Annotated in this window: 25 protein-coding genes and 2 pseudogenes; 18 read left to right on the forward strand and 9 right to left on the reverse strand. The window is 70.4% G+C overall.

The window, feature by feature from the left end; translation table 11 throughout:
- Window positions 1-42: 42 nt before the first annotated feature.
- Window positions 43-408, reverse strand: coding sequence for a plastocyanin/azurin family copper-binding protein (locus tag ACFVH2_RS03065; protein WP_378428022.1), 366 nt, complete (start codon window positions 406-408; stop codon window positions 43-45).
- A gap of 83 nt (window positions 409-491) precedes the next feature.
- On the opposite strand from ACFVH2_RS03065, the gene ACFVH2_RS03070 reads away from it, so the two are divergent.
- From ACFVH2_RS03070 to tsaE, 4 genes are all read left to right on the forward strand, one after another.
- Window positions 492-1,931, forward strand: a complete 1,440-nt coding sequence (locus ACFVH2_RS03070; protein ID WP_378428020.1) for an NAD(P)H-hydrate dehydratase — start codon at window positions 492-494, stop codon at window positions 1,929-1,931.
- 126 nt (window positions 1,932-2,057) lie between these two features.
- Window positions 2,058-3,248, forward strand: coding sequence for an alanine racemase (gene alr / locus ACFVH2_RS03075; protein WP_378428067.1), 1,191 nt, complete (start codon window positions 2,058-2,060; stop codon window positions 3,246-3,248).
- Window positions 3,245-4,321: an alpha/beta fold hydrolase gene (locus tag ACFVH2_RS03080; protein ID WP_378428018.1), complete on the forward strand. Its 1,077-nt coding sequence runs from the start codon at window positions 3,245-3,247 to the stop codon at window positions 4,319-4,321. The genes alr and ACFVH2_RS03080 overlap by 4 nt, the downstream gene beginning before the upstream one ends.
- Window positions 4,322-4,325: 4 nt before the next feature.
- A complete protein-coding gene (gene tsaE / locus ACFVH2_RS03085; RefSeq protein WP_378428065.1) occupies window positions 4,326-4,805 on the forward strand; it encodes a tRNA (adenosine(37)-N6)-threonylcarbamoyltransferase complex ATPase subunit type 1 TsaE in 480 nt (159 codons plus the stop codon).
- Here tsaE and ACFVH2_RS03090 read toward each other — a convergent pair.
- From ACFVH2_RS03090 to ACFVH2_RS03105, 4 genes and pseudogenes are all read right to left on the reverse strand, one after another.
- Window positions 4,802-6,112 carry an MFS transporter gene (locus tag ACFVH2_RS03090; protein WP_378428016.1) on the reverse strand — a complete coding sequence of 437 codons (1,311 nt, stop codon included), beginning with the start codon at window positions 6,110-6,112 and terminating at the stop codon, window positions 4,802-4,804. The two genes, tsaE and ACFVH2_RS03090, sit on opposite strands and share 4 nt — an antisense overlap.
- A 5-nt stretch (window positions 6,113-6,117) precedes the next feature.
- A pseudogene (gene dgoD / locus ACFVH2_RS03095) lies at window positions 6,118-7,269 on the reverse strand (galactonate dehydratase); the annotation flags it as partial.
- A 42-nt stretch (window positions 7,270-7,311) separates the two neighbouring features.
- Window positions 7,312-7,938 (reverse strand): 2-dehydro-3-deoxy-6-phosphogalactonate aldolase, encoded by a 627-nt coding sequence (locus ACFVH2_RS03100; protein WP_378428014.1) that lies wholly within the window; start codon window positions 7,936-7,938, stop codon window positions 7,312-7,314.
- A complete protein-coding gene (locus tag ACFVH2_RS03105; protein WP_378428012.1) occupies window positions 7,935-8,939 on the reverse strand; it encodes a 2-dehydro-3-deoxygalactonokinase in 1,005 nt (334 codons plus the stop codon). Before ACFVH2_RS03105 ends, ACFVH2_RS03100 begins: the two co-directional genes overlap by 4 nt.
- 10 nt (window positions 8,940-8,949) lie before the next feature.
- Between ACFVH2_RS03105 and ACFVH2_RS03110 the strand changes: the two genes are divergently transcribed.
- The 5 genes from ACFVH2_RS03110 to ACFVH2_RS03130 all read left to right on the forward strand — a co-directional run bounded on the left by ACFVH2_RS03110 (window position 8,950) and on the right by ACFVH2_RS03130 (window position 12,575).
- The gene (locus ACFVH2_RS03110) at window positions 8,950-9,780 is read left to right on the forward strand and encodes an IclR family transcriptional regulator (RefSeq protein ID WP_378428063.1); all 831 of its coding nucleotides are present in this window, start codon (window positions 8,950-8,952) and stop codon (window positions 9,778-9,780) included.
- A 69-nt stretch (window positions 9,781-9,849) separates the two neighbouring features.
- The gene (gene tsaB, locus ACFVH2_RS03115) at window positions 9,850-10,494 is read left to right on the forward strand and encodes a tRNA (adenosine(37)-N6)-threonylcarbamoyltransferase complex dimerization subunit type 1 TsaB (RefSeq protein ID WP_378428010.1); all 645 of its coding nucleotides are present in this window, start codon (window positions 9,850-9,852) and stop codon (window positions 10,492-10,494) included.
- The gene (gene rimI / locus ACFVH2_RS03120; RefSeq protein WP_378428008.1) at window positions 10,491-10,994 is read left to right on the forward strand and encodes a ribosomal protein S18-alanine N-acetyltransferase; all 504 of its coding nucleotides are present in this window, start codon (window positions 10,491-10,493) and stop codon (window positions 10,992-10,994) included. Before tsaB ends, rimI begins: the two co-directional genes overlap by 4 nt.
- Window positions 10,991-12,043 (forward strand): tRNA (adenosine(37)-N6)-threonylcarbamoyltransferase complex transferase subunit TsaD, encoded by a 1,053-nt coding sequence (tsaD, locus tag ACFVH2_RS03125; protein WP_378428006.1) that lies wholly within the window; start codon window positions 10,991-10,993, stop codon window positions 12,041-12,043. Before rimI ends, tsaD begins: the two co-directional genes overlap by 4 nt.
- Complete coding sequence (locus tag ACFVH2_RS03130) at window positions 12,033-12,575, forward strand: potassium channel family protein (RefSeq protein WP_378428004.1); 543 nt, start codon at window positions 12,033-12,035, stop codon at window positions 12,573-12,575. The genes tsaD and ACFVH2_RS03130 overlap by 11 nt, the downstream gene beginning before the upstream one ends.
- Here the strand turns inward: ACFVH2_RS03130 and ACFVH2_RS03135 are convergent, their stop codons facing one another.
- Window positions 12,576-13,019, reverse strand: a complete 444-nt coding sequence (locus tag ACFVH2_RS03135; RefSeq protein ID WP_378428003.1) for an RrF2 family transcriptional regulator — start codon at window positions 13,017-13,019, stop codon at window positions 12,576-12,578.
- Window positions 13,020-13,081: 62 nt separating this feature from the next.
- Window positions 13,082-14,809 (reverse strand): TIGR03767 family metallophosphoesterase, encoded by a 1,728-nt coding sequence (locus tag ACFVH2_RS03140; RefSeq protein WP_378428001.1) that lies wholly within the window; start codon window positions 14,807-14,809, stop codon window positions 13,082-13,084.
- Window positions 14,810-15,065: 256 nt separating this feature from the next.
- Between ACFVH2_RS03140 and groES the strand changes: the two genes are divergently transcribed.
- Entirely contained in the window at window positions 15,066-15,365 is a 300-nt protein-coding gene (gene groES, locus ACFVH2_RS03145) for a co-chaperone GroES (RefSeq protein WP_027501788.1), read from the forward strand.
- A 91-nt stretch (window positions 15,366-15,456) separates the two neighbouring features.
- Window positions 15,457-17,073 (forward strand): chaperonin GroEL, encoded by a 1,617-nt coding sequence (gene groL, locus ACFVH2_RS03150; protein ID WP_378427999.1) that lies wholly within the window; start codon window positions 15,457-15,459, stop codon window positions 17,071-17,073.
- A gap of 137 nt (window positions 17,074-17,210) precedes the next feature.
- Here the strand turns inward: groL and ACFVH2_RS03155 are convergent, their stop codons facing one another.
- Window positions 17,211-17,504 carry a WhiB family transcriptional regulator gene (locus ACFVH2_RS03155; protein WP_378427997.1) on the reverse strand — a complete coding sequence of 98 codons (294 nt, stop codon included), beginning with the start codon at window positions 17,502-17,504 and terminating at the stop codon, window positions 17,211-17,213.
- Window positions 17,505-17,749: 245 nt separating this feature from the next.
- On the opposite strand from ACFVH2_RS03155, the pseudogene ACFVH2_RS03160 reads away from it, so the two are divergent.
- The 4 genes and pseudogenes from ACFVH2_RS03160 to ACFVH2_RS03175 form a co-directional block, all read left to right on the forward strand.
- Window positions 17,750-18,016: pseudogene (locus ACFVH2_RS03160) on the forward strand (MerR family transcriptional regulator); the annotation flags it as partial.
- A gap of 264 nt (window positions 18,017-18,280) precedes the next feature.
- Window positions 18,281-19,084 carry a hypothetical protein gene (locus ACFVH2_RS03165; protein WP_378428061.1) on the forward strand — a complete coding sequence of 268 codons (804 nt, stop codon included), beginning with the start codon at window positions 18,281-18,283 and terminating at the stop codon, window positions 19,082-19,084.
- An 88-nt stretch (window positions 19,085-19,172) separates the two neighbouring features.
- Window positions 19,173-19,751, forward strand: a complete 579-nt coding sequence (locus ACFVH2_RS03170) for a sigma-70 family RNA polymerase sigma factor (protein WP_378427995.1) — start codon at window positions 19,173-19,175, stop codon at window positions 19,749-19,751.
- A complete protein-coding gene (locus tag ACFVH2_RS03175; RefSeq protein WP_378427993.1) occupies window positions 19,744-20,751 on the forward strand; it encodes an anti-sigma-D factor RsdA in 1,008 nt (335 codons plus the stop codon). Before ACFVH2_RS03170 ends, ACFVH2_RS03175 begins: the two co-directional genes overlap by 8 nt.
- A gap of 73 nt (window positions 20,752-20,824) precedes the next feature.
- On the opposite strand, the gene ACFVH2_RS03180 is transcribed toward ACFVH2_RS03175, so the two are convergent.
- A complete protein-coding gene (locus tag ACFVH2_RS03180; protein ID WP_378427991.1) occupies window positions 20,825-21,229 on the reverse strand; it encodes a DUF5319 domain-containing protein in 405 nt (134 codons plus the stop codon).
- 224 nt (window positions 21,230-21,453) lie between these two features.
- On the opposite strand from ACFVH2_RS03180, the gene guaB reads away from it, so the two are divergent.
- From guaB to ACFVH2_RS03195, 3 genes are all read left to right on the forward strand, one after another.
- On the forward strand, window positions 21,454-22,977 hold the full coding sequence (gene guaB, locus ACFVH2_RS03185) for an IMP dehydrogenase (RefSeq protein ID WP_378427989.1): 1,524 nt from the start codon (window positions 21,454-21,456) through the stop codon (window positions 22,975-22,977).
- Window positions 22,978-23,043: 66 nt separating this feature from the next.
- Window positions 23,044-24,186 carry a GuaB3 family IMP dehydrogenase-related protein gene (locus tag ACFVH2_RS03190; protein ID WP_378427987.1) on the forward strand — a complete coding sequence of 381 codons (1,143 nt, stop codon included), beginning with the start codon at window positions 23,044-23,046 and terminating at the stop codon, window positions 24,184-24,186.
- Between the two features lie 203 nt (window positions 24,187-24,389).
- Window positions 24,390-26,183, forward strand: coding sequence for an FAD-dependent oxidoreductase (locus tag ACFVH2_RS03195; protein ID WP_378427986.1), 1,794 nt, complete (start codon window positions 24,390-24,392; stop codon window positions 26,181-26,183).
- Window positions 26,184-26,404 lie beyond the last annotated feature (221 nt).

Below are 26,404 nucleotides of genomic sequence, written 5' to 3' on the forward strand. Positions count from 1 at the left end.
GGTGTTCACCCGGAACGGGGTGGCCGCCTCGCGCCGCCGCCATCACTGGACGATGACGGTGCCGGCCATGTTCGAGTGGATCGTGCAGTAGTACGGGTTGGTGCCCCGCTCCTTGAAGGTGTAGCTCCAGCTGCCGTCGCTCATGGTCGGGCTGCTGAAGGTCTCCTGTGCGTTCGGATCGGAGGTGACGTTGTGGTCGGTGTTTCCGACGAAATTCCACGTCACCGTTTGACCGAGCTGGATCCGGAGGGTGGCCGGCTGGAACTGCATGCTCGTCACCCGCACGAACTGCGTGGTGGTTATGGCATTGGCCGACTCGTTGGTCACGGCACATCCCGCGATCGCCGACGTCAGGAGAAGCCCCGACGCCACCATGACTCCGAATGCCCGCATCGATAATGCCTGCATGAGCTACACGCTATCCCCGTCGCGGCGCCGACGGAACCCCTCCGCGGACCGCGCGGTCGTACTCGGCGGGTTACGGTCGATCGATGCGTGACTACTTCACCGCGGACCGGGTGCGCGGGTACGAGGCACCCTTGCTCGCCGCGCTGCCCGACGGCGCGCTGATGCGCCGGGCCGCGTACGGACTGGCCAGGGTCGCGGCCGACGAGTTACGTTCGCGCACAGGAGGTGTGGCGGGCCGCAGGGTTGCGCTCCTCGTCGGATCCGGGGACAACGGGGGGGACGCGCTGTGGGCCGGAGCGATGCTGCGCGCGCGCGGCGTCGCGGTCCGCGCGGTGCTGCTCGCGCCGGACCGAGCGCACCCGGCCGGGCTGGCGGCGTTCCGCGCCGCGGGCGGACGGGTCGACACCGGTCTCGGAGAGCCCGACCTCGTGCTCGACGGCATCGTCGGGATCTCGGGCCGGGGACCGCTGCGCCCGGCCGCCGCGGCGCTGGTCGAGTCGATCAGCGCGCCGATCGTGGCCGTCGACCTGCCGAGCGGGGTGGACCCCGACACCGGCGCCGTCTCCGGTCCGGCGGTGACCGCGCAGGTCACCGTCGCCTTCGGTGCGCTCAAGCCGGTGCACGTGCTCGCCGCGCCGCACTGCGGACGCGTCGAACTCGTCGACATCGGTCTCGGGGTGGGTGCGGCCGAGATTCGGGCGCTCACCGCGCCGGAGGTCGGTGCCCTCTGGCCGGTCCCGGCGGCGACCGACGACAAGTACACCCAGGGCGTGGTCGGGGTGGTCGCGGGCAGTGCGCACTATCCCGGCGCGGGCGTGTTGTGCGCGGGCGGCGCGGTGGCCGCCACGTCGGGGATGGTTCGATACGCGGGAACCGCTGCGCCACAAGTTATTTCGTGGTGGCCCGAGGTGGTGGCGGTCGACGGGTTCGCGGCCGCCGGCAGGGTGCAGGCCTGGGTGGTGGGGCCGGGTGTCGGCACCGACGCGGCCGCCCGGTCGGTGCTGCGGTCCGCGCTCGAGACCGACCTGCCGGTGCTCGTCGACGCGGACGGGCTGACGCTGCTCGCGGCGGACCCGGCACTGGTGTCCGGCAGGCGGGCTCCGACCCTGCTGACCCCGCACGCGGGCGAATTCGAACGACTGACCGGTCGCGATCCCGCCGAGGACAGGATCGGCCATACCCGCCGCCTCGCCGCCGAGTGGGGCGTGAGCGTCCTGCTCAAGGGCAGGTGCACGGTCGTCGCCGACCCGGACGGTCAGGTGCTGGTCAACGAGGCAGGCGGCTCCGCGGCGGCCACCGCGGGCGCGGGCGACGTGCTGGCGGGAATGATCGGCGCGTTGACGGCGACCGGGCTGACACAGTCGACGGCGGCGGCGATGGGGGCCCGCGCCCACGCGCTGGCCGCCGCGCTCGCGGCGGGCGGTGGTTCCGACACGGCCGCCCCGATTTCTGCCGGAACCCTGTTGTCCCAGGTCAGGGATGCCGTTCGGGTCCTGCGGGCGCAGCGGGTTCTCAAACCGTGACCCGCGGAGTGACGGATGTCATTTGGCTAGGCAACTGAAAATGGCAGGATCTACGACACCATGACTACCGCTCCGCAGCTCGACCATGCGGCATTCGCTCTTCGGGCGGGTGTCGACTTGTCCGTATTGTCAGGGTCGGGTGGAAACCCGCGCCCGGCCGGCGACCCGTCGCACCGGAACGCACCGCAGGCAGAGGCACTCGTCGATCTCGACGCCGTCGCGCACAACGTGCGACTGCTGCGCGAGCACGCGGGTGGTGCCGCGGTGATGGCCGTGGTCAAGGCCGACGCCTACAACCACGGGGCCGTCGAGGTGGCCCGCACCGCGTTGGCCGCCGGCGCAACCGAACTCGGCGTCACCACCATCGACGAGGCGCTCGACCTGCGCGCCGCGGGCATCGAGGCGCCCGTGCTGTCCTGGCTGCACACCCCGGACGCCGACTTCGCCGCGGCGATCGCGGCCGGCGTGGAACTCGCCGTCTCCTCGCCGCGCCACCTGAGTGCGGTGGTTTCCGCGGCCCGCGAGCTCGGCACCACCGCACAGGTCACCATGAAGGTGGACACCGGACTGAACCGCAACGGCGTCTCGCCGACCGAGCTGGCCGCACTGCTCGACGGGCTCGCCCGAGCCGAGGCGGAGGGCGCGATCCGGTTCCGGGGCGTCTTCTCCCACCTCGCGCACGCGGACCAGCCGCACCATCCCGTCATCGACCTCCAGGTCGAGGCGCTGCGGCACGCCGTGGCCGAGGCCGCGCGCCGGGGCCTGAAGGCCGATCGGGTGCACCTGTCGAACTCGGCCGCCACGCTGACACGGCCCGACCTGCGCTTCGACATGGTGCGTCCCGGCATCGCGCTGTACGGGCTGTCCCCGGTGCCCGAGCTCGGCCAGTTCGGCCTGCGGCCCGCGATGGTGCTCCGCGCGCGCGTGGCACTGGTCAAGAAGGTCGCCGCGGGCGGCGGAGTGTCGTACGGCCACACCTGGATCGCGCCGCGCGACACCACCGTCGCGTTGCTGCCCGTCGGCTACGCCGACGGCATCCCGCGCGCCATCGGCGGCCGGTTCGAGGTGCAGATCGGATCCCGGCGGTACCCGCAGATCGGTCGGGTGTGCATGGATCAGGTGGTCGTCGATCTCGGTGCCGATCCGGGCCCGGTCGCCGAGGGCGACGTTGCGATCCTCTTCGGCCCCGGTGACTCCGGCGAACCCGTCGCGCAGGACTGGGCCGACGCGCTCGACACCATCCACTACGAGGTGGTGACCGGTGTGCGCGGACGCGTCGTGCGCACGTACACCGGCGGCGGGCGGGTCGCGCGGTGAAGCCGTTCGGAAAGGCCGGGCTCATCGGTGGCGCCGGCGTCGCCACCGTGCTCGGGGCGTTTGCAGGCGTCAGCGTCGCCCATCGTCCCGCGCAGCCGCGGCGCGGCAGGCGGGACCGGCACGCCCGCGAGGACTTCGGGTTGATGGACGCGGACCGGGGCAGCCTGGTCACCGCCGACGATGGCATCCCGCTGGCGGTGCGGGAGGTGGGACCCGCCGACGCGCCGCTGACGGTCGTGTTCGTGCACGGCTACTGCCTGCGGATGGACTCCTGGCACTTCCAGCGCCGCCAGCTCGAGCGGCGCTGGGGCAGTGCGGTGCGAATGGTCTTCTACGATCAGCGCGGCCACGGCCGTTCCGGCACCCCGAGCCCCGAGAGCTGCACCATCGGCCAGCTCGGACGGGACCTCGACGCGGTGGTGCGAGCGGTCGCACCGACCGGACCGGTGGTGCTGGTCGGACACTCGATGGGCGGCATGAGCATCCTGGCGATGGCCCGGCAGATGCCGGAGCAGTTCGGCACGCGGGTGGTCGGGGTCGGCCTGGTCGCCACCGCGGCCGAGGGCCTGAACAAAGCAGGACTGAGCCGTAACCTGCGGAACCCGGTGATCGACGCGTTCCGTCTCGCGGTCCGCACCGCGCCCGGGGTCGTCCAGTTCGGCCGCGGCGCCGCCCGGGCGATCATCTCGCCGATCCTGCGTGCCGCGTCGTACGGCACCGACGTGAGCCCCTCGCTGATGAGGTTCTCGGAGAGCATGCTCAACGAGACGTCGGTCACGACCATCGTGAACTTCCTCAAGTCGCTCGAGCTGCACGACGAGTCGGAGGCGCTGCCGGTGATCGCCGACCTGCCGGCACTGGTGCTGTGCGGCGACGCGGACATGGTGATTCCGTTCGCGCAGTCGGAGGCGATGGCGGCGGTCCTGCCCCGCTCGGAACTGGTTCGGGTGGTCTCCGCGGGCCATCTGGTCCAGCTCGAGTTCCCGATTCGGGTCACGGACGCGATCGACCGGCTCGTCAATCGGGCCGCTGCGCACGGCGAGTACGCGGATCGGGTGGGTTTCGGTGGCTGAGTCGATGCACGCGACGATCGAGCTGCCGGCCACCGAGGACACCGAGGCGTTCGGTAGGCGCCTCGCCCGCGAGCTGGACGCAGGCGACCTGGTGGTCCTCGACGGTCCGCTCGGCGCCGGGAAGACCGCGCTGGCGCGCGGCATCGCGGCCGGCCTCGGCGTACAGGGCCGGGTCAGCTCGCCGACCTTCATCATCGCCCGCGAACACCGGGCGGGGGAGCGTCCCGGTGGCGGGCCGCCGGTGGCCATGGTGCACGTGGACGCGTATCGGCTCGGTCTCGGGGCGGGCGACCGCGCCGGCAGCGCGCAGACCTTCGACGAGCTCGACGCCCTCGACCTGGACACCGACCTGGCCGGAGCCGTCGTGGTGGTCGAATGGGGTGAGGGCGTGGTCGAGCACCTGACCGACCGGCACCTGCTGGTGCGGCTGCGCCGCGAACCCGAGTCCGACGTCCGCACCGCGCAGTGGGGTTGGGTCTCCTAGTCGCGGACGCGCTCCACCTTGCCGACCAGGAGGACGTAGGCGGCAATGCCGATCGCCGTCACCACGGTCATGTAGACGAATCCCGGGGCGAAGCTCTGGTCGGTGACGAGCAGGCCGATGACGATCGGCGTGGCGATCGAGGAGAGATTGCCGATGAAGTTGAACGTCCCGCCGGTCAGCCCGAGCAGCCGCTCCGGGGCCAGGGCGGACACCAGCGACCAGGTGATCGAGGCCAGCCCGTTGCCGAAGAACGCGACCGACAGGAACGCGATGACCAGCACCGTCGAGTCGGTGAAGTTCGCACCGATCATCGCGGTGGTCAGCAGCAGGCCGACGATGATCGGACCCTTGCGGGCCGCGCCGAGCGAGACCCCGCGCCGCAGCAGGAAGTCCGAGAACACGCCCGAGAACAGCACGCCGATGAGCGCCGCGACGAACGGCAGCGAGGCCAGGAAGCCGGACTTGATGTAGTCCATGTGGCGGTACTCGACCAGATAGGTGGGGAACCAGGTCAGGAAGAACCACAGGGTCGAGGTCAGGCAGAACTGTCCGAGGTAGATGCCCCACAGCTTGCGGCGGCCCAGGACGGTCGCCACGTCCTCGCGGGTGATCGCGGCGCGCGGGCGCAGCGTCTGCGCCAGGTCGACCAGCCCGCCGCCGTCCCGGATCAGCTCGATCTCCGCGTCGTTGGCGCGCGAGTCCCGTGGCTCCCGGTAACGCAGGTACCAGATGCCGCCCCAGACCAGGCCGATCACGCCGGTCACGACGAACACCCAGTGCCAGGACATCTCCGACTGCAGCCATGACAGGAACGGGGTGAGCAGGGCGAGGCCGATGAACTGGCCGGAGGTGTAGAAACCGATCACCGACGCCCGTTCGCGTTCGGGGAACCACGCCGTGGCGATGCGGTTGTTGATCGGGTACGCGGGCGCCTCGAACGCGCCGACGAACAGCCGCAGGGCGATGAGCGCGACGAAGCCGCCGATGACTCCCATGAACACGGTGGCCAGCGACCACAGCGCGAGGCACGCCGGGTACAGCACCCTCGGCGGGATCCGGTCGACGAGCCAGCCGCCGGGGATCTGCATTGCCGCGTACGTCCATCCGAACGCCGAGAGCAGCAGTCCCTGTTGCGCTTTGGACAGGTCCATCTCGTGCGCGATCGCCGGCATGGCGATCGACAGGTTCGCGCGGTCCATGTAGTTGATCACCACGGTCGCGAACAGCATGACCGCGATGAGCAGCCGCGCCCGTGACGCTTGCGTCGCGAGCGCCGGCCTGTGTTCGACTCGCTCGTTCACCGTCATCGTCCTCACCACTCCGCAATCGATCCGTCGCCGTGGCGCCAGACCGGGTTGCGCCATCGATGTCCCTCAGCCGCCCGTTCGGCCAGATAGTCCTCGTTGATCTCGATACCGAGGCCGGGTCCGGTGGGGATCGCGACCTGGCCGTCGGAGTAGGCGAACACGGACGGGTCGACGAGGTAGTCGAGCAGGTCGTTCGCGGTGTTGTAGTGGATGCCCAGGCTCTGCTCCTGGATGGTGGCGTTGTAGCAGCCCGCGTCGATCTGCAGGCAGGACGCCAGTGCGATCGGCCCGAGGGGGCAGTGCAGCGCGAGTGCGATGTCGTACGCCTCCGCCATGTGGGCGATCTTGCGCGCCTCGGTGATACCGCCGCAGTGCGACGGGTCGGGCTGGATCACATCCACGGCGCCCGAGGTGATCACCGATTTGAAGTCCCAGCGCGAGTACAGGCGCTCGCCGAGCGCGATCGGGATCGGCGACTGCCGGAGCACGTCGACGAAGCCGTCGACGTGCTCGGAGAGCACCGGCTCCTCGACGAACATCAGTCGGTACGGTTCGAGTTCCCGGAGCAGCACCTTCGCCATCGGCTTGTGGACACGGCCGTGGAAGTCGACGCCGATGCCGACGTCGGGTCCCACCGCGTCGCGCACGGCCGCGACGTTGGCGACGCAGCGGTCGACCTTGTCCCACGTGTCGAGGTACTGGAGTTCCTCGGTGCCGTTCATCTTGACCGCGGTGAAGCCGCGGTCGACGACCTCCCGCGCGGCGGCGGCCGTGTCGGCCGGCCGGTCCCCGCCGATCCAGGAGTAGACCTTGATCGAGTCGCGGACGCGGCCGCCGAGCAGTTCGTACGCGGGGACCCCGAGTGCCTTGCCCTTGATGTCCCACAGCGCCTGGTCGATGCCGGCGAGCGCGCTCATGTGGATGCCGCCGCCGCGGTAGAAGCCGCTGCGGTACAGCATGGTCCACAGGTCCTCGATGTTGCGCGGATCCCGGCCGATCAGATAGTCGGACAGCTCGTCCACCGCCGCGGCGACCGTGGCGGCGCGGCCCTCGAGCACCGGTTCGCCCCAGCCGACCAGACCGTCGTCGGTCTCGATCCGCAGGAACAGCCACCTCGGCGGGACGAGGTGGGTGGTCAACGATCTGATCTTCATGGGGTTCCTCCTGCGCGGCGTGGGCCCGGGGCGATGTGTTCTCGGTCAGGCCAGTGCTTCGGACCAGATGTCCAGCAGCATGCGGGCGCGGACTCGGACGTCCGCGGCGGCGTCCCCCGGGCGGTACAGGCACGAGCCGAGCCCGGCGCCGCCCGCGCCCGCGCTGGCCCAGGCGGCGAGGTTGCGCGCGTCGACTCCGCCGACCGGAAGCAGTTCGACCTCGGGCGGAAGCACGGCCTGCCAGGCGTGCATGCCGCTGATCCGAACGGCGTCGGAGGGAAACAGCTTGAGGCTGCGGGCGCCCGCGCGGATCGCCCGGAACGCGTCGGTCGGCGTGGTCACACCGGGGTAGGGGTGCAGCTCGCGCTGCACGGCCGCGGCGACGACCTCGGTGTTGGCGTCGGGCGAGACGATGATCCGAGAGCCGGCGGACTGGGCTCGGATCACGTCGTCGACGGTGAGCACGGTGCCGGCCCCGACCAGGCAGTCGGTGCCGACGGCTGCTGCCAGCCGCTCGATCGACTCGAACGGGTCCGGCGAGTTGAGGGGTACCTCGATCGCGGGGAAACCCTCCTCGACAAGGGCTTCCCCGACCGCGACGACCTCGTCCGGGGTGATGCCTCGGAGGATCGCCACCAAACCGGTCCGGGTGGTGGTTGCTGACATGGTCATGGCTGCTCCTTCTGGGTGCGCGCGCCGCGCTCGGTCGGTTCGACGAGCCCGGCGGACAGGGCGATCGACCACAGTCCGTGGGCCGAGGCCTCTTCGGTGACGATGTCGACGGTCACCTCGCGCGCGGCGAGCGCGGTGGCATAGCGTCGGCACAGGTCGGCGGTGCCGCACAACAGGATCCGCTCGTGTTCGCCGCGGTGCGGCAGCAGGTGCGCCACCTCGTCGGCGATGATCACGCCGGACACGTAGTCCGGCAGTGCGGACGGTGCGAGCAGCCCGTCGAGCACGAGCGCCCGTGCGCCGAACAGTTCCGCGGTCAGGCCGCGCGAGGGAACGGACGCACCCGTGGCGAGCCCCCGGGCGAACGCCGCGTCGTCGCGGACGGCAGGGGCGGCGGTGCGGCCGAGGATGCCGTGCTCGAGGACCAGTCCGTACAGCTCGCCGGACATCGCGGTGGCGAACGACGTGACCTTGCGATCCTCGACCTGGACCCACTTGGTGTGCGTACCCGGCAGCACGACCGTGTGGTGGGCGTCGCCGTCGGGCAGCACGCCGAGCAGTTGCGTCTCCTCGCCGCGCAGCACGTCGCCGGGCACCCGACCGCCGGGTTCGCTCGGCATCCGCAGCCCGGGAACCAGGTGCAGCACGCCGCGGTCGTGCCGCACCGTGGACAGCGCGTCGGCGATCGCGCGCAGATCGGTCGGCACGGTCAGGTATCCGGCCTCGTGCCAGCCCTGCGCGCTGCCGACCATGCCGCAGGCGATTGCCGGCAGACCGGGGTGCGCGCGCAGCCAGTCGCCGCACACCCGGTCGAAGGTCGCGGCGAAGTGGGCGGTGCGCGAGGCCTCGTCGCGGGCGGTCGTGCTGAGCAGCCCGTCGTCGTGGCGGCGGGAGTCGAGAATGCGTCCGTCGTCGCCGAGCAGCCAGGCGCGCAGCGACGTCGTGCCCCAGTCGAGGGCGACGAGGCGCGGTGTCGGGTGTGCCGTGGTGCTGTCGATCACGGCCACCACTATGTGCCCCAGTTCCCATTATGACGAACAGTATCCCTATATATGGGATACTGGGGCAGTGGACACCGCGACCGACGACATCCCGCCCGGCACCCAGACCCTCGCCCGTGGACTGGCGGTGATCCGCGCAGTGTCCGAGGGGGCCCACGACCTGCGCGGCGTCGTCGAGGCCACCGGGCTGGGCCGCAGCAGTGCGCACCGGTTCGTGCAGCTGCTGGTGCGCGAGGGCTACCTGCGGACCGGGGTGGGCGGCTACGCGCTCGGCCCCGCGCTCATCGAACTCGGCTTCAAGGCGCTGCACGGCAATCCGCTGCCGATGGTCGCGCGCCCGATCCTCGAGGACCTGTCGGCGCACGTGCACGACACCGTGCACCTGGCGGTGGAGGACGGGGGATCGGTGCTCTACCTGGACAAGTTGTCCGGCTCTCGGGGTGCGGAAATGCGCTCGCGGGTCGGCTACCGAATGCCGTTGACCAGGGCCGGCGTCGGCAAGGCGCTGCTGCTGGACTCGTCGGAGCGGTGGGAGTCGCTGTACCGCGCGGACGCGGCCCAGGCGCAGGCGTCGCCGGTGGACGCCGTCGGTCTCGAGGAGTTCTGTACGCGGATGCGCAGCTACGCCCGGACCGGGGTCGCGCTGGACCTCGAGGACAACGAGCCCGGGATCCGCTGCGTCGCGGCGCCGGTGCGCGACGTGTCCCGCCGGATCGTCGGTGCCATCAGCGTGTCGGCGACGACGCCCTACATGCCGGACGAGCGGATGCAGGGCCTGGTGCCGGTCGTGCGTCGTGCCGCCGGACGGATCTCGGCAGCCCTCGGCTATCGCGAGGAGTGAGAGCCGCGGGGCCGGGTATGCCGTCGTCGTGTCGAGATGCGTGCTGACGTGCGGGTATCCTCGGTAGCCGTGCTCGTACTCGCCGTCGATACCGCCACCCCGGCCGTCACCGCGGGGGTCGTCCGCCTCGTGGGCGACGAACCCACGACGTTGTCCACCAGGGTCACCGTCAATGCCCGTGCGCACGCGGAGGTGCTGACGCCGCACATCCTCGAATGCCTCGCGGAGGCGGGGCACACGCCGCGCGACCTGGACGCGGTCGTGGTCGGCTGCGGCCCGGGACCCTTCACGGGACTGCGGGTCGGGATGGCCACCGCGGCGGCGTTCGGCGACGCGCTCGGCATTCCCGTGTACGGCGTGTGCAGTCTCGACGCGATCGCCGTCGAGGCCGCGCTCGGGCGAGACCTGTTGGTGGTCACCGACGCCCGGCGACGAGAGGTGTACTGGGCGCGGTACTCCGGTGGTGCCCGGGTGTCCGGACCCGCGGTGGACAAACCGGCCGATGTGAACCCGCTGCCGTCGAACGTGGTTGCCGGCTCCGCCGCGCACGTGGACCTGTTCGACCTGCCGGTGGAGCCGGTCGAGACGCCCTCGCCCGCCGGGCTCGTCCGGGTCGCCCGACAAGCGCTGATCGACGGGGCGGAACCGGAACCGCTTGTCCCGCTGTATCTTCGACGCCCCGACGCGGTCGAGATCGCGAACCGCACCCGATGAGTGTCGCCATCGTCGCGATGACGGCGGCCGACGCGACTCGCTGTGCGGAGCTGGAGGAGATCCTGTTCCCCGGGGACGGGCCGTGGAGTGCGGAGGCCTTCCGCTCGGAACTCGCCCATGCGCACAATCACTACTTCGTGGCCCGAGACGAGTCCGGAACGACCGTCGGCTACGCGGGAATTGCGTTGCTGGGCGGCGGATCCGACCCCGAATCCGAGGTGCACACGATCGGCGTCGATCCGGCGCACCAGCGGCGCGGGCTCGGATCGAGGCTGCTCGACGAGTTGCTGCGGGTCGCCGGAGCTCACGGCGGTCCGGTGTTCCTCGAGGTGCGCACCGACAACGAGTCGGCCATCGCGCTCTACCGGCGTGAGGGCTTCGAGATCCTCGGCACCCGGCGGAACTACTACCAGCCCAGCGGCGCCGACGCGTACACCATGCGTCGGGAGCGCCGGGCGAGCGAAGCGACGGAGAACGTGACGAAGGAGCAGCCGGCATGATCGTGATGGGCATCGAGAGCTCCTGCGACGAAACGGGAGTCGGCATCGTCCGGTGGCGCGCCGACGGGACGTGTGAACTGCTCGCCGACGAGGTGGCCTCGAGCGTCGACCAGCACGCGCGCTACGGCGGCGTGGTGCCGGAGGTCGCCTCGCGCGCACACCTCGAGGCGATCGTCCCGACCATGCGCCGGGCGCTGGCGCAGGCGGGCATCGCCAAGCCGGACGCGCTGGCCGTGACCATCGGCCCGGGCCTCGCCGGTGCGCTGCTCGTCGGTGCCGCCGCGGCCAAGGCCTACGCGGCCGCCTGGGACGTGCCCTTCTACGCCCTCAACCATCTCGGCGGACACGTCGCGGTGGACACCCTCGAGCACGGTCCCATGCCGCCCTGCGTGGCGCTGCTGGTCTCCGGCGGGCACACGCACCTGCTGCACGTGCAGGATCTCGCGCAGCCGATCGTCGAGCTCGGAACCACCGTGGACGACGCGGCGGGCGAGGCCTTCGACAAGGTGGCCCGGCTGCTCGGCCTCGGCTTCCCGGGTGGTCCGGCGCTCGATCGGGCCGCCCAGGACGGCGACCGCACCGCGATCGCCTTCCCGCGCGGCATGACCGGCCCGCGAGACGCGCGCAACGACTTCTCGTTCTCCGGACTGAAGACCGCCGTCGCACGGTATGTGGAGTCGAAGGAGCGGGCGGGCGAACCGGTCTCGATCCCGGACGTCGCGGCCAGCTTCCAGGAGGCGGTGGCCGACGTGCTCACCATGAAGGCCGTCCGGGCGGCCACCGACGTGGGCGTGGACACCCTCGTCCTCGGCGGCGGTGCGACCGCGAACTCGCGCATCCGAGAGCTCGCCGAGGAGCGCTGTGCCGCCGCAGGTTTGACGCTTCGCATCCCGAAGCCGCGACTGTGCACCGACAATGGCGTGATGATCGCGGCACTGGGTGCACACGTCATCGCGGGGGGCGCGCTGCCGTCGCCGCTGACCGTCGCCACCGATCCGGGCCTGTCCGTGACGGTCAGCCAGTCGCGGGACCTCGGCGATGCCCGCTGACGGTTTCGCCGCCCTGCCGAAGGCGGACCGGAACCGGCTGCTCCGTCGGGCGGTGGTGCGCCCCGTCTGTTCGGCGTCGCTACTGGTGATCGCGTATTTCCTGCTGCCGATGTGGAACCTGCAGTCGGCCTCCGCGCTGGGCGGGCTGCTGCTGGGACTCGCGCTGGTGGGGGCCCTGTGCGCGTGGCAGATCTGGAAGATCGTGCACGCGCAGTATCCGGGGCTGCAGGCAGTCGAGGCGCTGGCGCTGGCCCTGCCCGCGTACCTGCTCGCGTTCGCGACGATCTACGTGGTGACCTCGACGGTGACGCCATCCAGCTTCACCGAACCGCTCACGAAGCTGGACTCGCTGTACTTCACGCTGGTCTGCTTCTCCACCGTGGGTTTCGGCGACATCACCGCGGTCAGCGAGACCGCGCGCGCGATCGTGTCGGTGCAGATCGTCGGGAACCTGGTGCTGCTCGCGGTCGGCGTGAAGATCATCACCGCCGCGGTCAAGGCGGGCCAGCGGCGCCGCCAATCCGAGGACTAGTCAGTCCGCCGGCCTGGCGGTGAGCGAGAGAATCGAGACGGTGTCGGGGGCCGAGACCAGGTCGTCGACGGTGACGCCGTCGAGGGACTCGTAGAAGGCGTTCTGTGCCCGGCGCAGCGCTCCACGCAGCCGACACGCGCTGCGGAGCGGGCACGGGGTCGCGCCCTCGCAGGTCACGACCTCGCCTTCGCCCTCGAGTTCACGCGCGAGCCATCCGATCGAGGTGGCGCGCGCGCGGTCGGTGATCGTGAGCCCGCCGCCCCGACCGCGGCGGGCTTCGACCATGCCGAGTTCGCGTAGCCGCAGCACGACCTTGGTCGTGTGCGTGTACGGAATCGCCATCTCATCCGCCACTTGACTCGTCGTCAAGCCGCCGCCTCCTGGGGAGACGGCTAGGCGCATCATCACGCGCAGCCCCAGGTCAGTGAATCGCGTCAGCTGCACGATGACGACCGTATATTACTTGCATTTCGTATGCAATAAATCGAAATCGGGATCGGCACTGGTCAGGCGCGCGGCGAGGGCAGCAGGAGCTCCGTGTTGTGGTCGCTCGACGCGCCCATGAGTTTCGGGTCGGCGTGAATGTCGTTGAAGGACAGTTCCCGGTACAGCGACGCCAGTCCGGACTGCGAGAAGTCGCCGTGACCGACCTGGTACGGGCTGTCCGACTCGATCAGCGTGGTGAGCACCGAGACCGTGCCGTCGCGGTTGTCGGCGACCTCGATGATGCGCGCGTGCTGCGGGAAGTCGATGTGCGACGCGGTGTTGATCTCCCAGAAGCCCTGCACCGGGGTGGGCCCGGAACGCGCGGAGATCTTGTTCTCGTGCGTGTGGCCGTTGACCCAGGCCAGCACGTTGGGGAAGCGGTGCAGCAGCGCGACCAGCTCGGCGCCGGAGTGGCGGCGCTCGGCCGGGTTCTCCGGGTCCGGCACGAGGTTGTCCATGGTGTCGCTGGTGTGGTGGCTGAACAGCAGGAAGTAGGTGTCCTCACGCGACTGCGTCACCGGCCGGCCGTCCACGCCGTAGTAGCGGCTGCTGCCCGACTGCAGGGTGTGCTCGATCCACCGGAACTGGGCCTCGCCCAGCGACCCGTCGACGAAGCCGGCGCGGTTGGTGGAGTCCATGCTGATTCCGACCACACCGGGCGCGATCTCGAACGAGTAGTAGCCGACCCCGGTCTCGCCGGCGTCCGGGGCGAAGCCGTGCCCGACCGGGCCCGGTCCGGTGTTTCTCGGATCGAGGTGCGCGGCGATGAACTGCCGCGGAGTGAAGGGCGCCCGGTTGCCGTCCGGTGTGACGATGCGCGGCGGGGTGGTGACGGCGGCGAGCAGGGCGGGCAACGCGGACGGGTCCGAACTCGCGGCACTGCCGATCGCGCGGGCCTGCTCGGAGTCCGGTCCCTCGATCTTGATCGACCCGGTGTACATCGCCTCGAGGGGCGGGATGCCGCTCGGGACGGTGCCCTCGACGGAGTCGTCGTGGTTGCCGAAGACGCAGTACCAGGGGGTGCGAAGGCCCGGGCTGGTGACGGGGGCGAGGGCGGCGCCGAGCAGCCCGGGGATCTCGGGGAAGCCGGCCTTCTTGTACATGTCGTGGATCGGTGACTCGGGATTCCAGTACAGGTCCGAGCCGGAGTTCTGGACACCCTCGTAACGGTCCAGGGCGCCGGTGTTCGGCCGGAAGGTGCCGCCGTTGAGGGTGGCCAGCAGCCAGCCGAGCTCGGCGTGCTCCTTGTTGTCGGTGTTGTCGCCGGTGGTGACGACGGCGTCGAAGCGGCGCCGAGTGTGCGGCCCGCCGGAGAGCGAGTTGATGCGGGACACCAGCGACGCCAGGCCGTGAGTGGTCAGCGTCTCGTGCGGCCGGAACGCCGACCCCGTGAACGGATGCAGGTACTCGAACCGCATCGGCGACTGGGCGTCGAGCACGTGCATGTCGGTCATCTGGACGAACGATGCCAACGCCGCGCGGCGCGCCTCGCGGCCCGACTTGGCCTCGGCCAGCTCGCCGCGCACGATCACCGGCCAGCCGGGCCCGGCGGTCAGGGTGCGGTAGCCGGAGCTCCCGATCGGCGTCGCGACGGCCTCGAGGGTCGTCCCGGCCAGGGCCTCCGGCAGCACGTCGGCGGCGGCGTACCAGGTGCCCCACGGGGCGCGCCCGAAGGCGCCGACTCCCATCGCGCCCGCAGCGCCCAGGCCTGCCAGTCCGAGGAACGATCGTCGGTTCATGTTCGCCACGGCGACGACTGTAGGTCATCGCCCTGTCACCGGGCGTTCAAAGGGGGTTCATGTCGGAGGTCGTTCCGTCGACGGTCCCGGCACCCGCCGCTCTTGAGCGCTGGCACTCGCATGTATAGAGTGCTAGTTGGCGCTGACCCAGCTCCGGCACCCGCGACGACGGGGCTTGGCGAGGGGCCGCAAGCGTACGGAACCGAAAAGAACCGCCCAGGGAACAGCCCCGGGCGGAACAACCCCTGAAAGTGGAGGGCTCATCGTGGCGAGCGTGAACATCAAGCCGCTCGAGGACAAGATCCTCGTCCAGGCCAACGAGGCCGAGACGACGACTGCCTCTGGCCTGGTCATCCCCGACACGGCCAAGGAGAAGCCCCAGGAGGGCACCGTCGTCGCCGTTGGCGAAGGCCGCGTGACCGACAAGGGCAACCGCATCCCGGTCGACGTCAAGGAAGGCGACACCGTCATCTACAGCAAGTACGGCGGAACCGAGATCAAGTACGCCGGCCAGGAGTACCTGATCCTGTCGGCGCGTGACGTGCTGGCTGTCATCTCCAAGTAAGCCACTTGCGATCCGCCCCGGCGTCCCACCACTGGTGACCCGGGGCGGATCGCGTTTGACGACCCTCCACACCCAGGAGCAGCAAAGCGACATGTCCAAGCAAATCGAATTCAACGAGACCGCCCGCCGGGCCCTCGAGCGTGGCGTCGACCAGCTCGCGGACGCCGTCAAGGTCACCCTCGGCCCGCGCGGCAGGCACGTCGTGCTCGCCAAGGCGTTCGGCGGCCCGACCGTCACCAACGACGGCGTGAGCATCGCCCGCGAGATCGAGCTCGAGGATCCCTTCGAGAACCTCGGCGCCCAGCTCGTCAAGAGCGTCGCCACCAAGACCAACGACGTCGCGGGCGACGGCACCACCACGGCCACCGTGCTCGCGCAGGCGCTGGTCCGCGGCGGACTGAAGAACGTCGCCGCCGGCGCCAACCCGATCGGGCTCGGCGTGGGCATCGGCAAGGCCGCCGACGCCGTGTCGGAGGCGCTGATCGCCGCCGCCACCCCCGTCCAGGGCCAGGAAGCGATCGCGCAGGTCGCAACCGTTTCCTCGCGCGACGAGGAGATCGGTGCGCTCGTCGGCGAGGCGATGACCAAGGTCGGCGTCGACGGCGTCGTCACCGTCGAGGAGTCCTCGACGCTGGCGACCGAGCTCGTCGTCACCGAGGGCGTGCAGTTCGACAAGGGCTACCTCTCGCCCTACTTCGTCACCGACATCGACGCACAACAGGCGGTGCTCGAGGACGCGCAGATCCTGCTCTACCGCGACAAGATCGGCTCGCTGCCGGACTTCCTGCCGCTGCTCGAGAAGATCGCCGAGTCCGGCAAGCCGGTGCTCATCATCGCCGAAGACGTCGAGGGCGAGGTCCTCTCCACGCTGGTGGTCAACTCCATCCGCAAGACGATCAAGGCCGTCGCGGTCAAGGCGCCGTTCTTCGGTGACCGCCGCAAGGCGTTCCTCGACGACCTGGCGGTCGTGACCGCGGGCACCGTCATCAACACCGACGTGGGCCTCTCGCTCAAGGAGGCCGGGCTGGAACTGCTCGGCAGCGCTCGCCGCGTCGTCGTCACCAAGGACGAGACCACCATCGTCGACGGTGCCGGCACCGAGGCCGACATCGCCACCCGCGTCGCGCAGCTGCGCCGCGAGATCGAGAACACCGACTCCGACTGGGACCGCGAGAAGCTCGAGGAGCGGCTCGCGAAGCTCTCCGGCGGCGTCGCGGTCATCAAGGTCGGCGCCGCCACCGAGACCGACCTCAAGGAGCGCAAGTTCCGCGTCGAGGACGCCGTCAACGCGGCCAAGGCCGCGGTCGAGGAGGGCATCGTGCCCGGCGGCGGTTCCGCGCTGGTCCAGGCCGGTCAGGTCCTCACCGGGCTCGCAGCGTCGCTGTCCGGCGACGAGGCCACCGGCGTCGAGGTCGTGCGCGCCGCGCTGAACGCGCCGCTGTTCTGGATCGCCAGCAACGCCGGCCTCGACGGGGCCGTCGTGGTCGCGAAGGTCGCGGACGCACCCAAGGGCCACGGCTTCAACGCCGCGACCCTCACCTTCGGCGACCTGCTCGCCGACGGCGTGGTGGACCCGGTCAAGGTGACCCGCTCGGCGGTCGTCAACGCCGCCTCCGTCGCGCGCATGGTGCTCACCACCGAGAGCGCCGTGGTCGAGAAGCCGGTTCAGGCCGTCGACGAGGGCCACGGACACGGCCACAGCCACTAGGCACACCGCCGCAGAACACACGCAGGGCCCCGGACGAATCCCGTCCGGGGCCCTGCGTGTTCAGGTGGTGGGCGCGACCGCGCGGTCGACGAGCGACGGTGGGGCCACCCCTGACAGGTGTGGGTGTCGCGAACCGACTACGAGGCGATGCGCTGGCGTCCTCGGCGGGCAAGGGACTCACGCTCGGACTCGGACAGTCCGCCCCAGATTCCGTACGGTTCGGAGACGCTCAGCGCGTGGGTGCGGCACTGCGCGAGCACCGGGCAGCGATGGCACATCTCCTTGGCGCGCATCTCCCGCTGCGTGCGGGCGCGTCCGCGCTCCCCGTCGGGGTGGAAGAACATGGAGGAGTCGACTCCGCGGCAGAGCCCGTGCATTTGCCAATCCCAGATGTCGGCGTTCGGTCCGGGGAGGTGATTCGGCTGCGGCATGTCATCTCCTGACGTATGCGGGGCTCGGGGCCCCGACCTGATGGTCGTTCAGGCGCGTTCTCAATTTCCGTTAGCCACGTTAGAGGTGTCCGGGAAATCGAGTCAATAGTTGTTCAAGTGGTGATTTACATACCCCGCGAACGGTGAATTAACGCCACGTTCATCGACATAGATACGTAATCGACACGCATTCGTGATTCTTTCCCCGTGTTGAAAACCTGGACCCGCGGGGTGACGATGGGCCGATGCCCCAGGTCGACGATTCGCCGGCGGAGTCCGGAGAGCGGCGCGCAGCTTCGGTCCCCGCCGCCGGTTCGGAGCCGGCAATCTCGGTATCTGCGCTGGCAGCGAGGCTGGGGGTGGCGCCGTCCACGCTGCGGACCTGGGACCGCCGGTACGGAATCGGGCCGACGAGCCACGTCAGCGGGAGCCACCGGAGGTACACCGCTCGCGACGTCGCCCGCCTCGAATGCATGTGTCGGGCGGTCGCGGACGGCATCGGTGCGGCCGAGGCCGCACGATATGCGATTAACGCAATGGGGGAGACCGAGACGTCGGTCACCACTAATGGGTTGAACGATTCCGCGGTGGCGAATGTTAATGCGAGGAAAACTCTCGACAAATCCGAACTGAACGACTATCGGGGCGCCGTGCCGTCGGAACCCGACCGCGCCGCCGCGGCGCACGTCCGGGGACCTACCCTTACGCCGTGCAGCACCGAAATGCCCGCGGGCGCGTATCCGATCGAGTTCGACCCGCACAGTGGCGGTCGTGAGATGACCGACTCCGTGCTCGAGCGCGCCGCGTTCGGTGACACCCCCGGCGCCCCCGACCTGCCCGCGGCCACCGACGCGCGCGGGCACTGGCTCCGTGCGGTCGCCCTCGGCGGGCAGGGGCGCTACGCGGCAGCGCGCGCCGAACTCGCAGAGCTGCGCCGGTGCAGTCCCGGACCGGTGCTCGCCTCCCTCGCGGCCAGCACCGAGGCCTCGCTGCTGCGTCAACTCGGCTGGCACGCGCTCGCCGCGGGTCACGACGGGCGCGCGCTGGCCCTGATCGGTGACCCCGGTGTCGGCCCCGCAGGCGAGAGTGCGGCGGCGCGCTGCGATGCACTCACCGGGCTGGCCGCGGACGCGCTCGGATGCGGACGGTTCCCGCTCGGCTTCCGGCTGCTCGAGCGCTGCGGCGCGGTGGCGGACCGCCCCGACCCGGCGTTGTGGCGACAGCGGATCCGGTGGCACTGGGTCAACGCGGAGATGTCGCTTGCGACGGGGGATGCGGAGGCCGGGCGCAGGCACGCCGCCGCCGCACTCGAGCTCGCCGGTGCCGGGGAATCGGTCCGGCATCAGGTCAAGTCCGCACTCCTGCTGGCCGCCGCCCAGAGCGCCGGCCCGGACCCGGCCGCCGCGGCGGGGCCGGCCGCGCGGGTGCTCGACAGCTGTGCGGAACACGGTCTCGTGCCACTGCAGTGGGCGGCGTCGATGCTGCTCGGCGGTGTGCAGCCGAGCGACGAGGCGACCGCGGTCCGGGCGCTGTGCGAACGGCGGATCGCCGGGTGGGGCGGGCGATTCAGGGAACTGTGAGTCCCTGTCGCTATCCTTCAATCGTTCCACCGCCGGGGTGGAAGCGCCGCGTTCTAGCGCCCCTGTAACGCCGGGACATTCTCTGACGATGACTAGTACGAGCGAGGAGTTGGACTCAGCCGTCGCTGCGGCAGCGCAGGGCGATCGAGTTGCCTTGGCTCGGGTTCTCGAGAGTGTCCGACCCATGGTCGTGCGTTACTGCCGATCACGGGTCGGAGCCGCGGAGAGAGGACAGCTCTCCGCGGACGACGTGGCGCAGGAGGTGTGCCTGGCTGTGATGACCGCTCTGCCGCGGTATCGGGATCAGGGTCGGCCCTTCATGGCATTCGTGTACGGCATCGCCGCGCACAAGGTCGCCGACGCGCATCGCAATGCCGGCCGAAACAAGGCCGAGTCGATGGCCGAGGTTCCGGATGTCGTATCGACCGACGAGGGACCGGAGAAACTCGCGCTCGACTCGGAGACGAGCAGGCAGATGAACGCCCTGCTCTCGACGCTCTCCGAGAAGCATCGAGAGATTGTCATCCTGCGGCTGGTGGTGGGTCTGTCCGCGGAGGAAACGGCGGTGGCTGTGGGGAGCACTGCCGGAGCAGTACGAGTGGCCCAACACCGGGCACTCGCGAAGTTGAAGAACGAAGTAGCGAAAGCGGGTGAGATGTATGGCTAGGGGGAGCAAACGCAGCGGAAACGACAAGTGGACGCGGCGCACAACGTCCGACGCCGATCTCGCCCCGGCACCGCTGGAGCTGGACGAGGAGACGGACTCGACGCCCTTCGACCTTGCGGCGGTCCAGCGCGACGACGCGCTGATCGACGCGATCTCCGGCGAGGGTCAGGTCGTGACGGAGACTCCGGAGGAGTACCGCCTCGCGATGCTGCTGGCAGGTTGGCGGGCCGAGATCGTCACGCCCGCACTGCCCGACGAACCCAGCCTCGACGAGGTCGTGGCGGCGGTGAACGAGGAACTCGCGCCCGGTTCCGGGGGGACCGGCCGGTTGCGCCTGTTGCGACCGATCGCAGGCGCGGCCGCCGCGATCGCCGTCGTGATGGCGGGAGTGACCGTGTTCTCCTACAACGCCCAGCCCGGCGACCCGCTGTGGAAGGTCAAGGAGGTCGTGTTCACCGAGCGAGCGAACTCCACCGTGGCCGGCATCGACACCACGTCGAACCTGCAGGAGGCCGAGCGGCTGATCAAGGCCGGCGACACCCAGGCCGCCATGACGGTCCTGCAGTCCGCGAGCAAGCGGGCCGGCGACGTCAACGACTCGGACAAGCGTGACGAGCTCAACGCCTGGCACGACCGGCTGATGGCGGACGTCGCGAAGACCACGACGCCCACGACCACGACGACGACCACCCCTCCCGGCGAGTCCACGTCGGTGTCCGCCGTGCCCGTCGTGCCCGGGGTGACGGTCCCCGGACTGCCCTCGACGACCGTGCCGAGCGTCCCGTCGAGCGAGTCGCCCGGAACCCCGCCGGTCACGCCGTCGGTCCCGTCGGTCACGCCGACGTTGCCCGCGACACCGAGCGAGGTCCCGCCGACCACGGAACCGTCCAAGCCGCAGTCACCGGCGCCGACCACGACCAGCGCACCCGCCGCGTCGACGACCGTTCGGACCGTGCCGTCGGTCGACACTCGGCCGTTGGTGCCCGCGACACCGTCCTAGGCGGTCCAGCACGAAGAGAACGGCCCGGCAAGGGATCCTTGCCGGGCCGTTCTCTTCGTTCGCTGTCGGGCCGTCAGGCGTCGAAGCCGTCGCCGTGCAGCGCCTCGTTCATCGACGCGTCCGCGTAGCCGCGGCAGTAGTCCCACGTCACGTAGGCCTCGGGGATCGGGTCGTAGGCCGGCTCGTGCGGTCGCACGGTGCCGTCCACGAGCAGCTGCAGCAGGTTCGCCCGCAGCATGTCCCAGTCGTGGTAGTGGTCCTGCTGGCAGTCGTCGCAGCAGACCACGAGGCCGCGGATACCGCGGTGGCCCAGCAGCGCCTCGTAGACGGCGAGGTCCGCGAGGTCCTCTTCGACGGCAAGGCGCTCGTGTGGGTCCAGCGGCTGACCGGGCTCGATCGCGTCGAGCGCGGCGGAGGGGTCGGCGGGGTCACCGGCGAACGGGTCCGGCGGCAGACCGGGGGGCAGTTGATCTCGCACAGGTCCCACGGTACGCAGCGCAGGCGGGTCTGCGCCAGCGGATCGGTCACCGCGTTCGCTCGCATGGTCGTACAGCCGATACCATTGTGGGCGGGCTGAGGGAATAGTTCGCCCTCGATCGAGCATTCTTCCCAGACCCGAAGCAATCACGACTTGACCGCGCCGCGGGTTACGACACCCTGCACGGCGGGGCACCACAGTTTCAGGAAAGGGTCCCGAGCCGCATGAGTATTTCCGGAGGACACGTGCGTACCGGAGGGGACCGCCCCGACAAGGTTGCCATGCTCGGACTCACCTTCGACGACGTGCTGCTGCTGCCCGCCGCGTCGGACGTCATCCCGAGCCAGGTCGACACGTCCAGTCAGTTGACCCGCGACATCCGTCTGCGGGTGCCGCTGGTGAGCTCCGCGATGGACACCGTCACCGAGTCGCGGATGGCGATCGCGATGGCGCGTGCCGGCGGCATGGGCGTGCTGCACCGGAACCTGTCCACCGAGGCGCAGGCCGGGCAGGTCGAGACCGTCAAGCGGTCCGAGGCGGGCATGGTCACCGACCCGGTCACCTGCAAGCCGAGCGACACCCTCGCCGAGGTGGACGCCATGTGTGCCCGCTTCCGCATCTCGGGTCTGCCGGTGACCGACGAGCATGGCCAACTGGTCGGCATCATCACCAACCGCGACATGCGCTTCGAGGTCGACCAGAACCGCCCGGTCTCCGAGGTGATGACCCCGGCGCCGCTGATCACCGCGCGCGAGGGCGTCACGGCCGAGGCCGCGCTCGGTCTGCTGCGCCGCCACAAGATCGAGAAGCTGCCGATCGTGGACGGTCAGGGCAAGCTCACCGGACTGATCACGGTCAAGGACTTCGTCAAGACCGAGCAGCACCCGGACGCCACCAAGGACCGCGACGGCCGCCTGCTGGTCGGCGCCGCGGTCGGTGTCGGCGACGACGCGTGGGCCCGGGCGATGACGCTCACCGATGCCGGCGTCGACGTGCTCGTCGTCGACAGCGCGCACGGCCACTCCCGGAACGTGCTCGAGATGATCACCAAGATCAAGGCCGAGGTCGGCGACCGGGTGCAGATCATCGGCGGCAACGTCGCCACCCGCGGCGGCGCCCAGGCGCTGGTCGATGCCGGCGTGGACGCGGTCAAGGTCGGCGTCGGACCGGGCTCGATCTGCACCACCCGCGTCATCGCCGGCGTCGGTGCCCCGCAGATCACCGCGATCCTCGAGGCCGTCGCAGCCTGCAAGCCGCTCGGTGTGCCGGTGATCGCCGACGGTGGCCTGCAGTTCTCCGGCGACATCGCCAAGGCGCTCGCTGCAGGCGCGTCGACCGCGATGCTCGGTTCGCTGCTCGCCGGCACCGCCGAGTCGCCCGGCGAGATGGTCCTGGTCGGCGGCAAGCAGTTCAAGAGCTACCGCGGCATGGGTTCGCTGGGCGCGATGCAGAGTCGCGGGCAGGGCAAGTCCTACTCCAAGGACCGCTACTTCCAGGACGACGTGCTCTCCGAGGACAAGCTCGTGCCCGAGGGCATCGAGGGCCGGGTCCCGTTCCGTGGTCCGCTCTCGCAGGTCATCCACCAGCTCACCGGTGGACTGCGTGCGGCGATGGGCTACGCGGGTTCCGAGACCATCGAGGACCTGCAGGAGGCGCAGTTCGTGCAGATCACCGCGGCGGGCCTCAAGGAGAGCCACCCGCACGACATCACCATGACGGTGGAAGCGCCGAACTACGCCGCGCGCTGACGCCGCGGGATAGTTTCCAGCGAAGATCCAAGGCAAGCATCAGCCACCACGAAGAAAGGGGCGCGCGTGCGCGACCTCGTTGAAATCGGCATGGGCCGGACCGCCCGCCGCACCTACGAGCTGGACGACATCGACATCGTCCCCTCGCGCCGGACTCGATCCTCCAAGGAGGTGTCGACCGCCTGGCAGCTGGATGCGTACCGCTTCGAGATCCCGGTGCTCGCCCACCCGACCGACGCGCTCGTCTCGCCGTCGTTCGCGATCGAACTCGGCAAGCGCGGCGGCCTCGGCGTCATCAACGGCGAGGGGCTGTGGGGTCGGCACGCCGACGTCGACGCCGCGATCGCCGGGCTGATCCAGGTCGCCGAGTCGGACACCGACGCGGACGCGCCGATCGCGAAGCTGCAGGAGCTGCATGCCGCGCCGATCCAGCCGGAACTGCTCGCGGCCGCGGTCGCGCAGGTGCGCGAGGCCGGCGTGACGACCGCCGTCCGGGTCAGCCCGCAGAATGCGCGGGCGCTGACGCCCGCGCTCGTCAAGGCGGGCATCGACCTGCTGGTCATCCACGGCACCATCATCTCCGCCGAGCACGTCGCGCACGGTGACAGCGAGCCGCTGAACCTCAAGACGTTCATCTCGGAGCTGGACGTTCCGGTGGTCGCGGGCGGCGTGAGCGACCACCGCACGGCGCTGCACCTGATGCGCACCGGCGCGGCGGGCGTCATCGTCGGCTACGGGTCCACCGAGGGTGCCACCACCACCGGTGAGGTCCTCGGCATCGGCGTGCACATGGCGACGGCGATCGCGGACGCCGCGGCCGCGCGCCGCGACTATCTGGACGAGACGGGCGGCCGGTACGTGCACGTCATCGCGGACGGGGACATCCGGACCTCCGGCGATCTCGCCAAGGCCATCGCGTGCGGCGCCGACGCCGCCGTCCTCGGCGCCCCGCTGGCGGTCGCCGCGGAGGCGCCCGGGCACGGCTGGTACTGGCCGTCCGCCGCCGCGCACCCGTCGATGCCTCGTGGTGCGCTGCTGCCGGTCTCCTTCGGCGAGGAGCGGCCGTCCCTCGACCGCGTGCTCACCGGTCCGTCGGACGACCCGTACGGCTCGCTCAACCTGGTCGGCGGCCTGCGTCGCTCGATGGCCAAGTCGGGCTACTCCGACCTCAAGGAGTTCCAGAAGGTCGGACTCACGGTCCGCGCCTGACCTCCTCCGCACGCGGGAACGGACCGTGTGGCGCCCACTTTGCGGCGCTGCACGGTCCGTTCGCATTCTCGGATGAACCTTCCGGGCCTTCGTCTACTGTTTCTGCTACCTGTCGTGACAGTTAGGTAACCCTTGTGGCATCGGTCACAGTCGCAGGGTGCATACTGGCGGGTAACTAACGAGTTCTTGGTGGAGGTGTCCTGATGGGCAAGCGTGCAACGGATTTCGACGTCCTGATCATCGGCTCGGGTTTCGGCGGCAGCGTGACCGCGCTGCGACTGGTCGAGAAGGGCTACAAGGTGGGCGTGCTCGAGGCCGGCCGGCGGTACGCCGACGCGGACTTCGCGAAGACGAGCTGGGACCTCAAGCGGTTCCTCTGGGCCCCCGCCTTCGGCTGCTACGGCATCCAGCGCGTGCACATGCTGCGTGACGTCCTGATCCTCGCGGGTGCCGGAGTCGGTGGCGGTTCGCTCAACTACGCGAACACGCTCTACAAGCCGCCGACGTCGTTCTTCCAGGACCCGCAGTGGCGCGAGATCACCGACTGGGACGCCGAGCTGACGCCGCACTACGAGCAGGCCCGCAAGATGCTCGGCGTCGTGCAGAACCCGCACATGACCCCCGCCGACGAGATCATCAAGTCGGTCGCCGACGACATGGGGGTCGGCGACACCTTCATCCAGACCCCGGTCGGCGTCTTCTTCGGGGAGCCGGGCGAGACCGTGAAGGATCCGTTCTTCGGCGGCGCCGGCCCGGACCGCACCGGCTGCATCGAATGCGGCGAGTGCATGACCGGCTGCCGGCACGGCGCGAAGAACACCCTGGTCAAGAACTACCTCGGACTGGCCGAGAAGGCCGGCGCGCGAGTGGTCCCGATGACCACGGTCACCGGACTGCACGAGGCCTCGGACGGGACCTGGGACGTGGTGACCCGCCGCACCGGCGCCAAGGTCCGGAAGAACCACAAGACCTACACCGCACAGCACGTCGTCGTCGCGGCCGGGACGTGGGGCACCCAGCAGTTGCTGCACACGATGAAGGACACCGGCGCGCTGCCGAAGCTCTCGTCGACGCTCGGTGAGCTGACCCGGACGAACTCCGAGGCGATCCTCGGGGCGGCGAAGCTGGAGGTCGACCCGAAGCTCGACCTGACCAGGGGCGTCGCGATCACCTCCTCGTTCCACCCCGCCGCCGACACCCACATCGAGCCGGTCCGCTACGGCAAGGGCTCGAACGCGATGGGCCTGCTGCAGACCCTGCTGACCGACGGCGGCGGCACCACGCCACGCTGGGTGAAGCTGCTCAAGGTGATTGCCGCGAACCCCAAGCAGATGGCCCGGATGCTGTCGGTCAGGAACTGGAGCGAGCGGACGATCATCGCCCTGGTCATGCAGAACCTCGACAACTCGATCACCACCTACACCAAGCGCGGAATCCTCGGCCGCCGCAAGGTCACCAGCAGGCAGGGCCACGGCGAGCCGAACCCGACGTGGATTCCCGCGGGCAACGACGCCACCCGCCGGATCGCCGAGAAGATCGACGGCGTCGCGGGCGGCACCTGGGGCGAGGTCTTCAACGTCCCGCTGACGGCGCACTTCCTCGGCGGCTGCGCGATCGCGGCGGACCGCGAGCACGGTGTCATCGACCCGTACCACCGCGTGTACGGGTACCCGACGCTCAGCGTGGTCGACGGCGCCGCGGTGTCGGCCAACCTCGGCGTCAACCCGTCGCTGACCATCAGCGCGCAGGCCGAGCGCGCCGCGTCGCTGTGGCCGAACAAGGGCGAGCAGGACACCCGGCCCGCGCAGGGCGAGGGCTATCAGCGACTGGACCCGGTCGCCCCGAACAGCCCGGTGGTGCCCGCCGGCGCGCCGGCCGCGCTGGTGCTGCCCATCGTCGAGATTCGCGGCGGCACCCCTGCCGCGAAGAAGCCCGCCGCGCGGAAGCCCGCCGCGAAGAAGGCAGAGAAGTCCGAGTCCGGTACCGGCGCGGCCTGACACGGCCGGCCCGGGGGAGCATGATCGACCCGTGGATCGTCGGGTGGCCGGGCGCGTGACGGGGACGGTCGCCGCGATTCTGCTCGCCGCGACCGTCGCGTCCGCCGGATCGCCGGTGGCCTCGGCGGGGTCGGGAGCCCCGGGGGCACACCCCCCCACCCCGTAAGTGACGCTGTTGGAAGCGGGCTCCCCCGTGGCCAACATAGAAGGGGGGGGCAGGA

This window comes from Rhodococcus sp. NPDC127527 (assembly GCF_042672245.1).
GTDB lineage: Bacteria > Actinomycetota > Actinomycetes > Mycobacteriales > Mycobacteriaceae > Rhodococcus_G.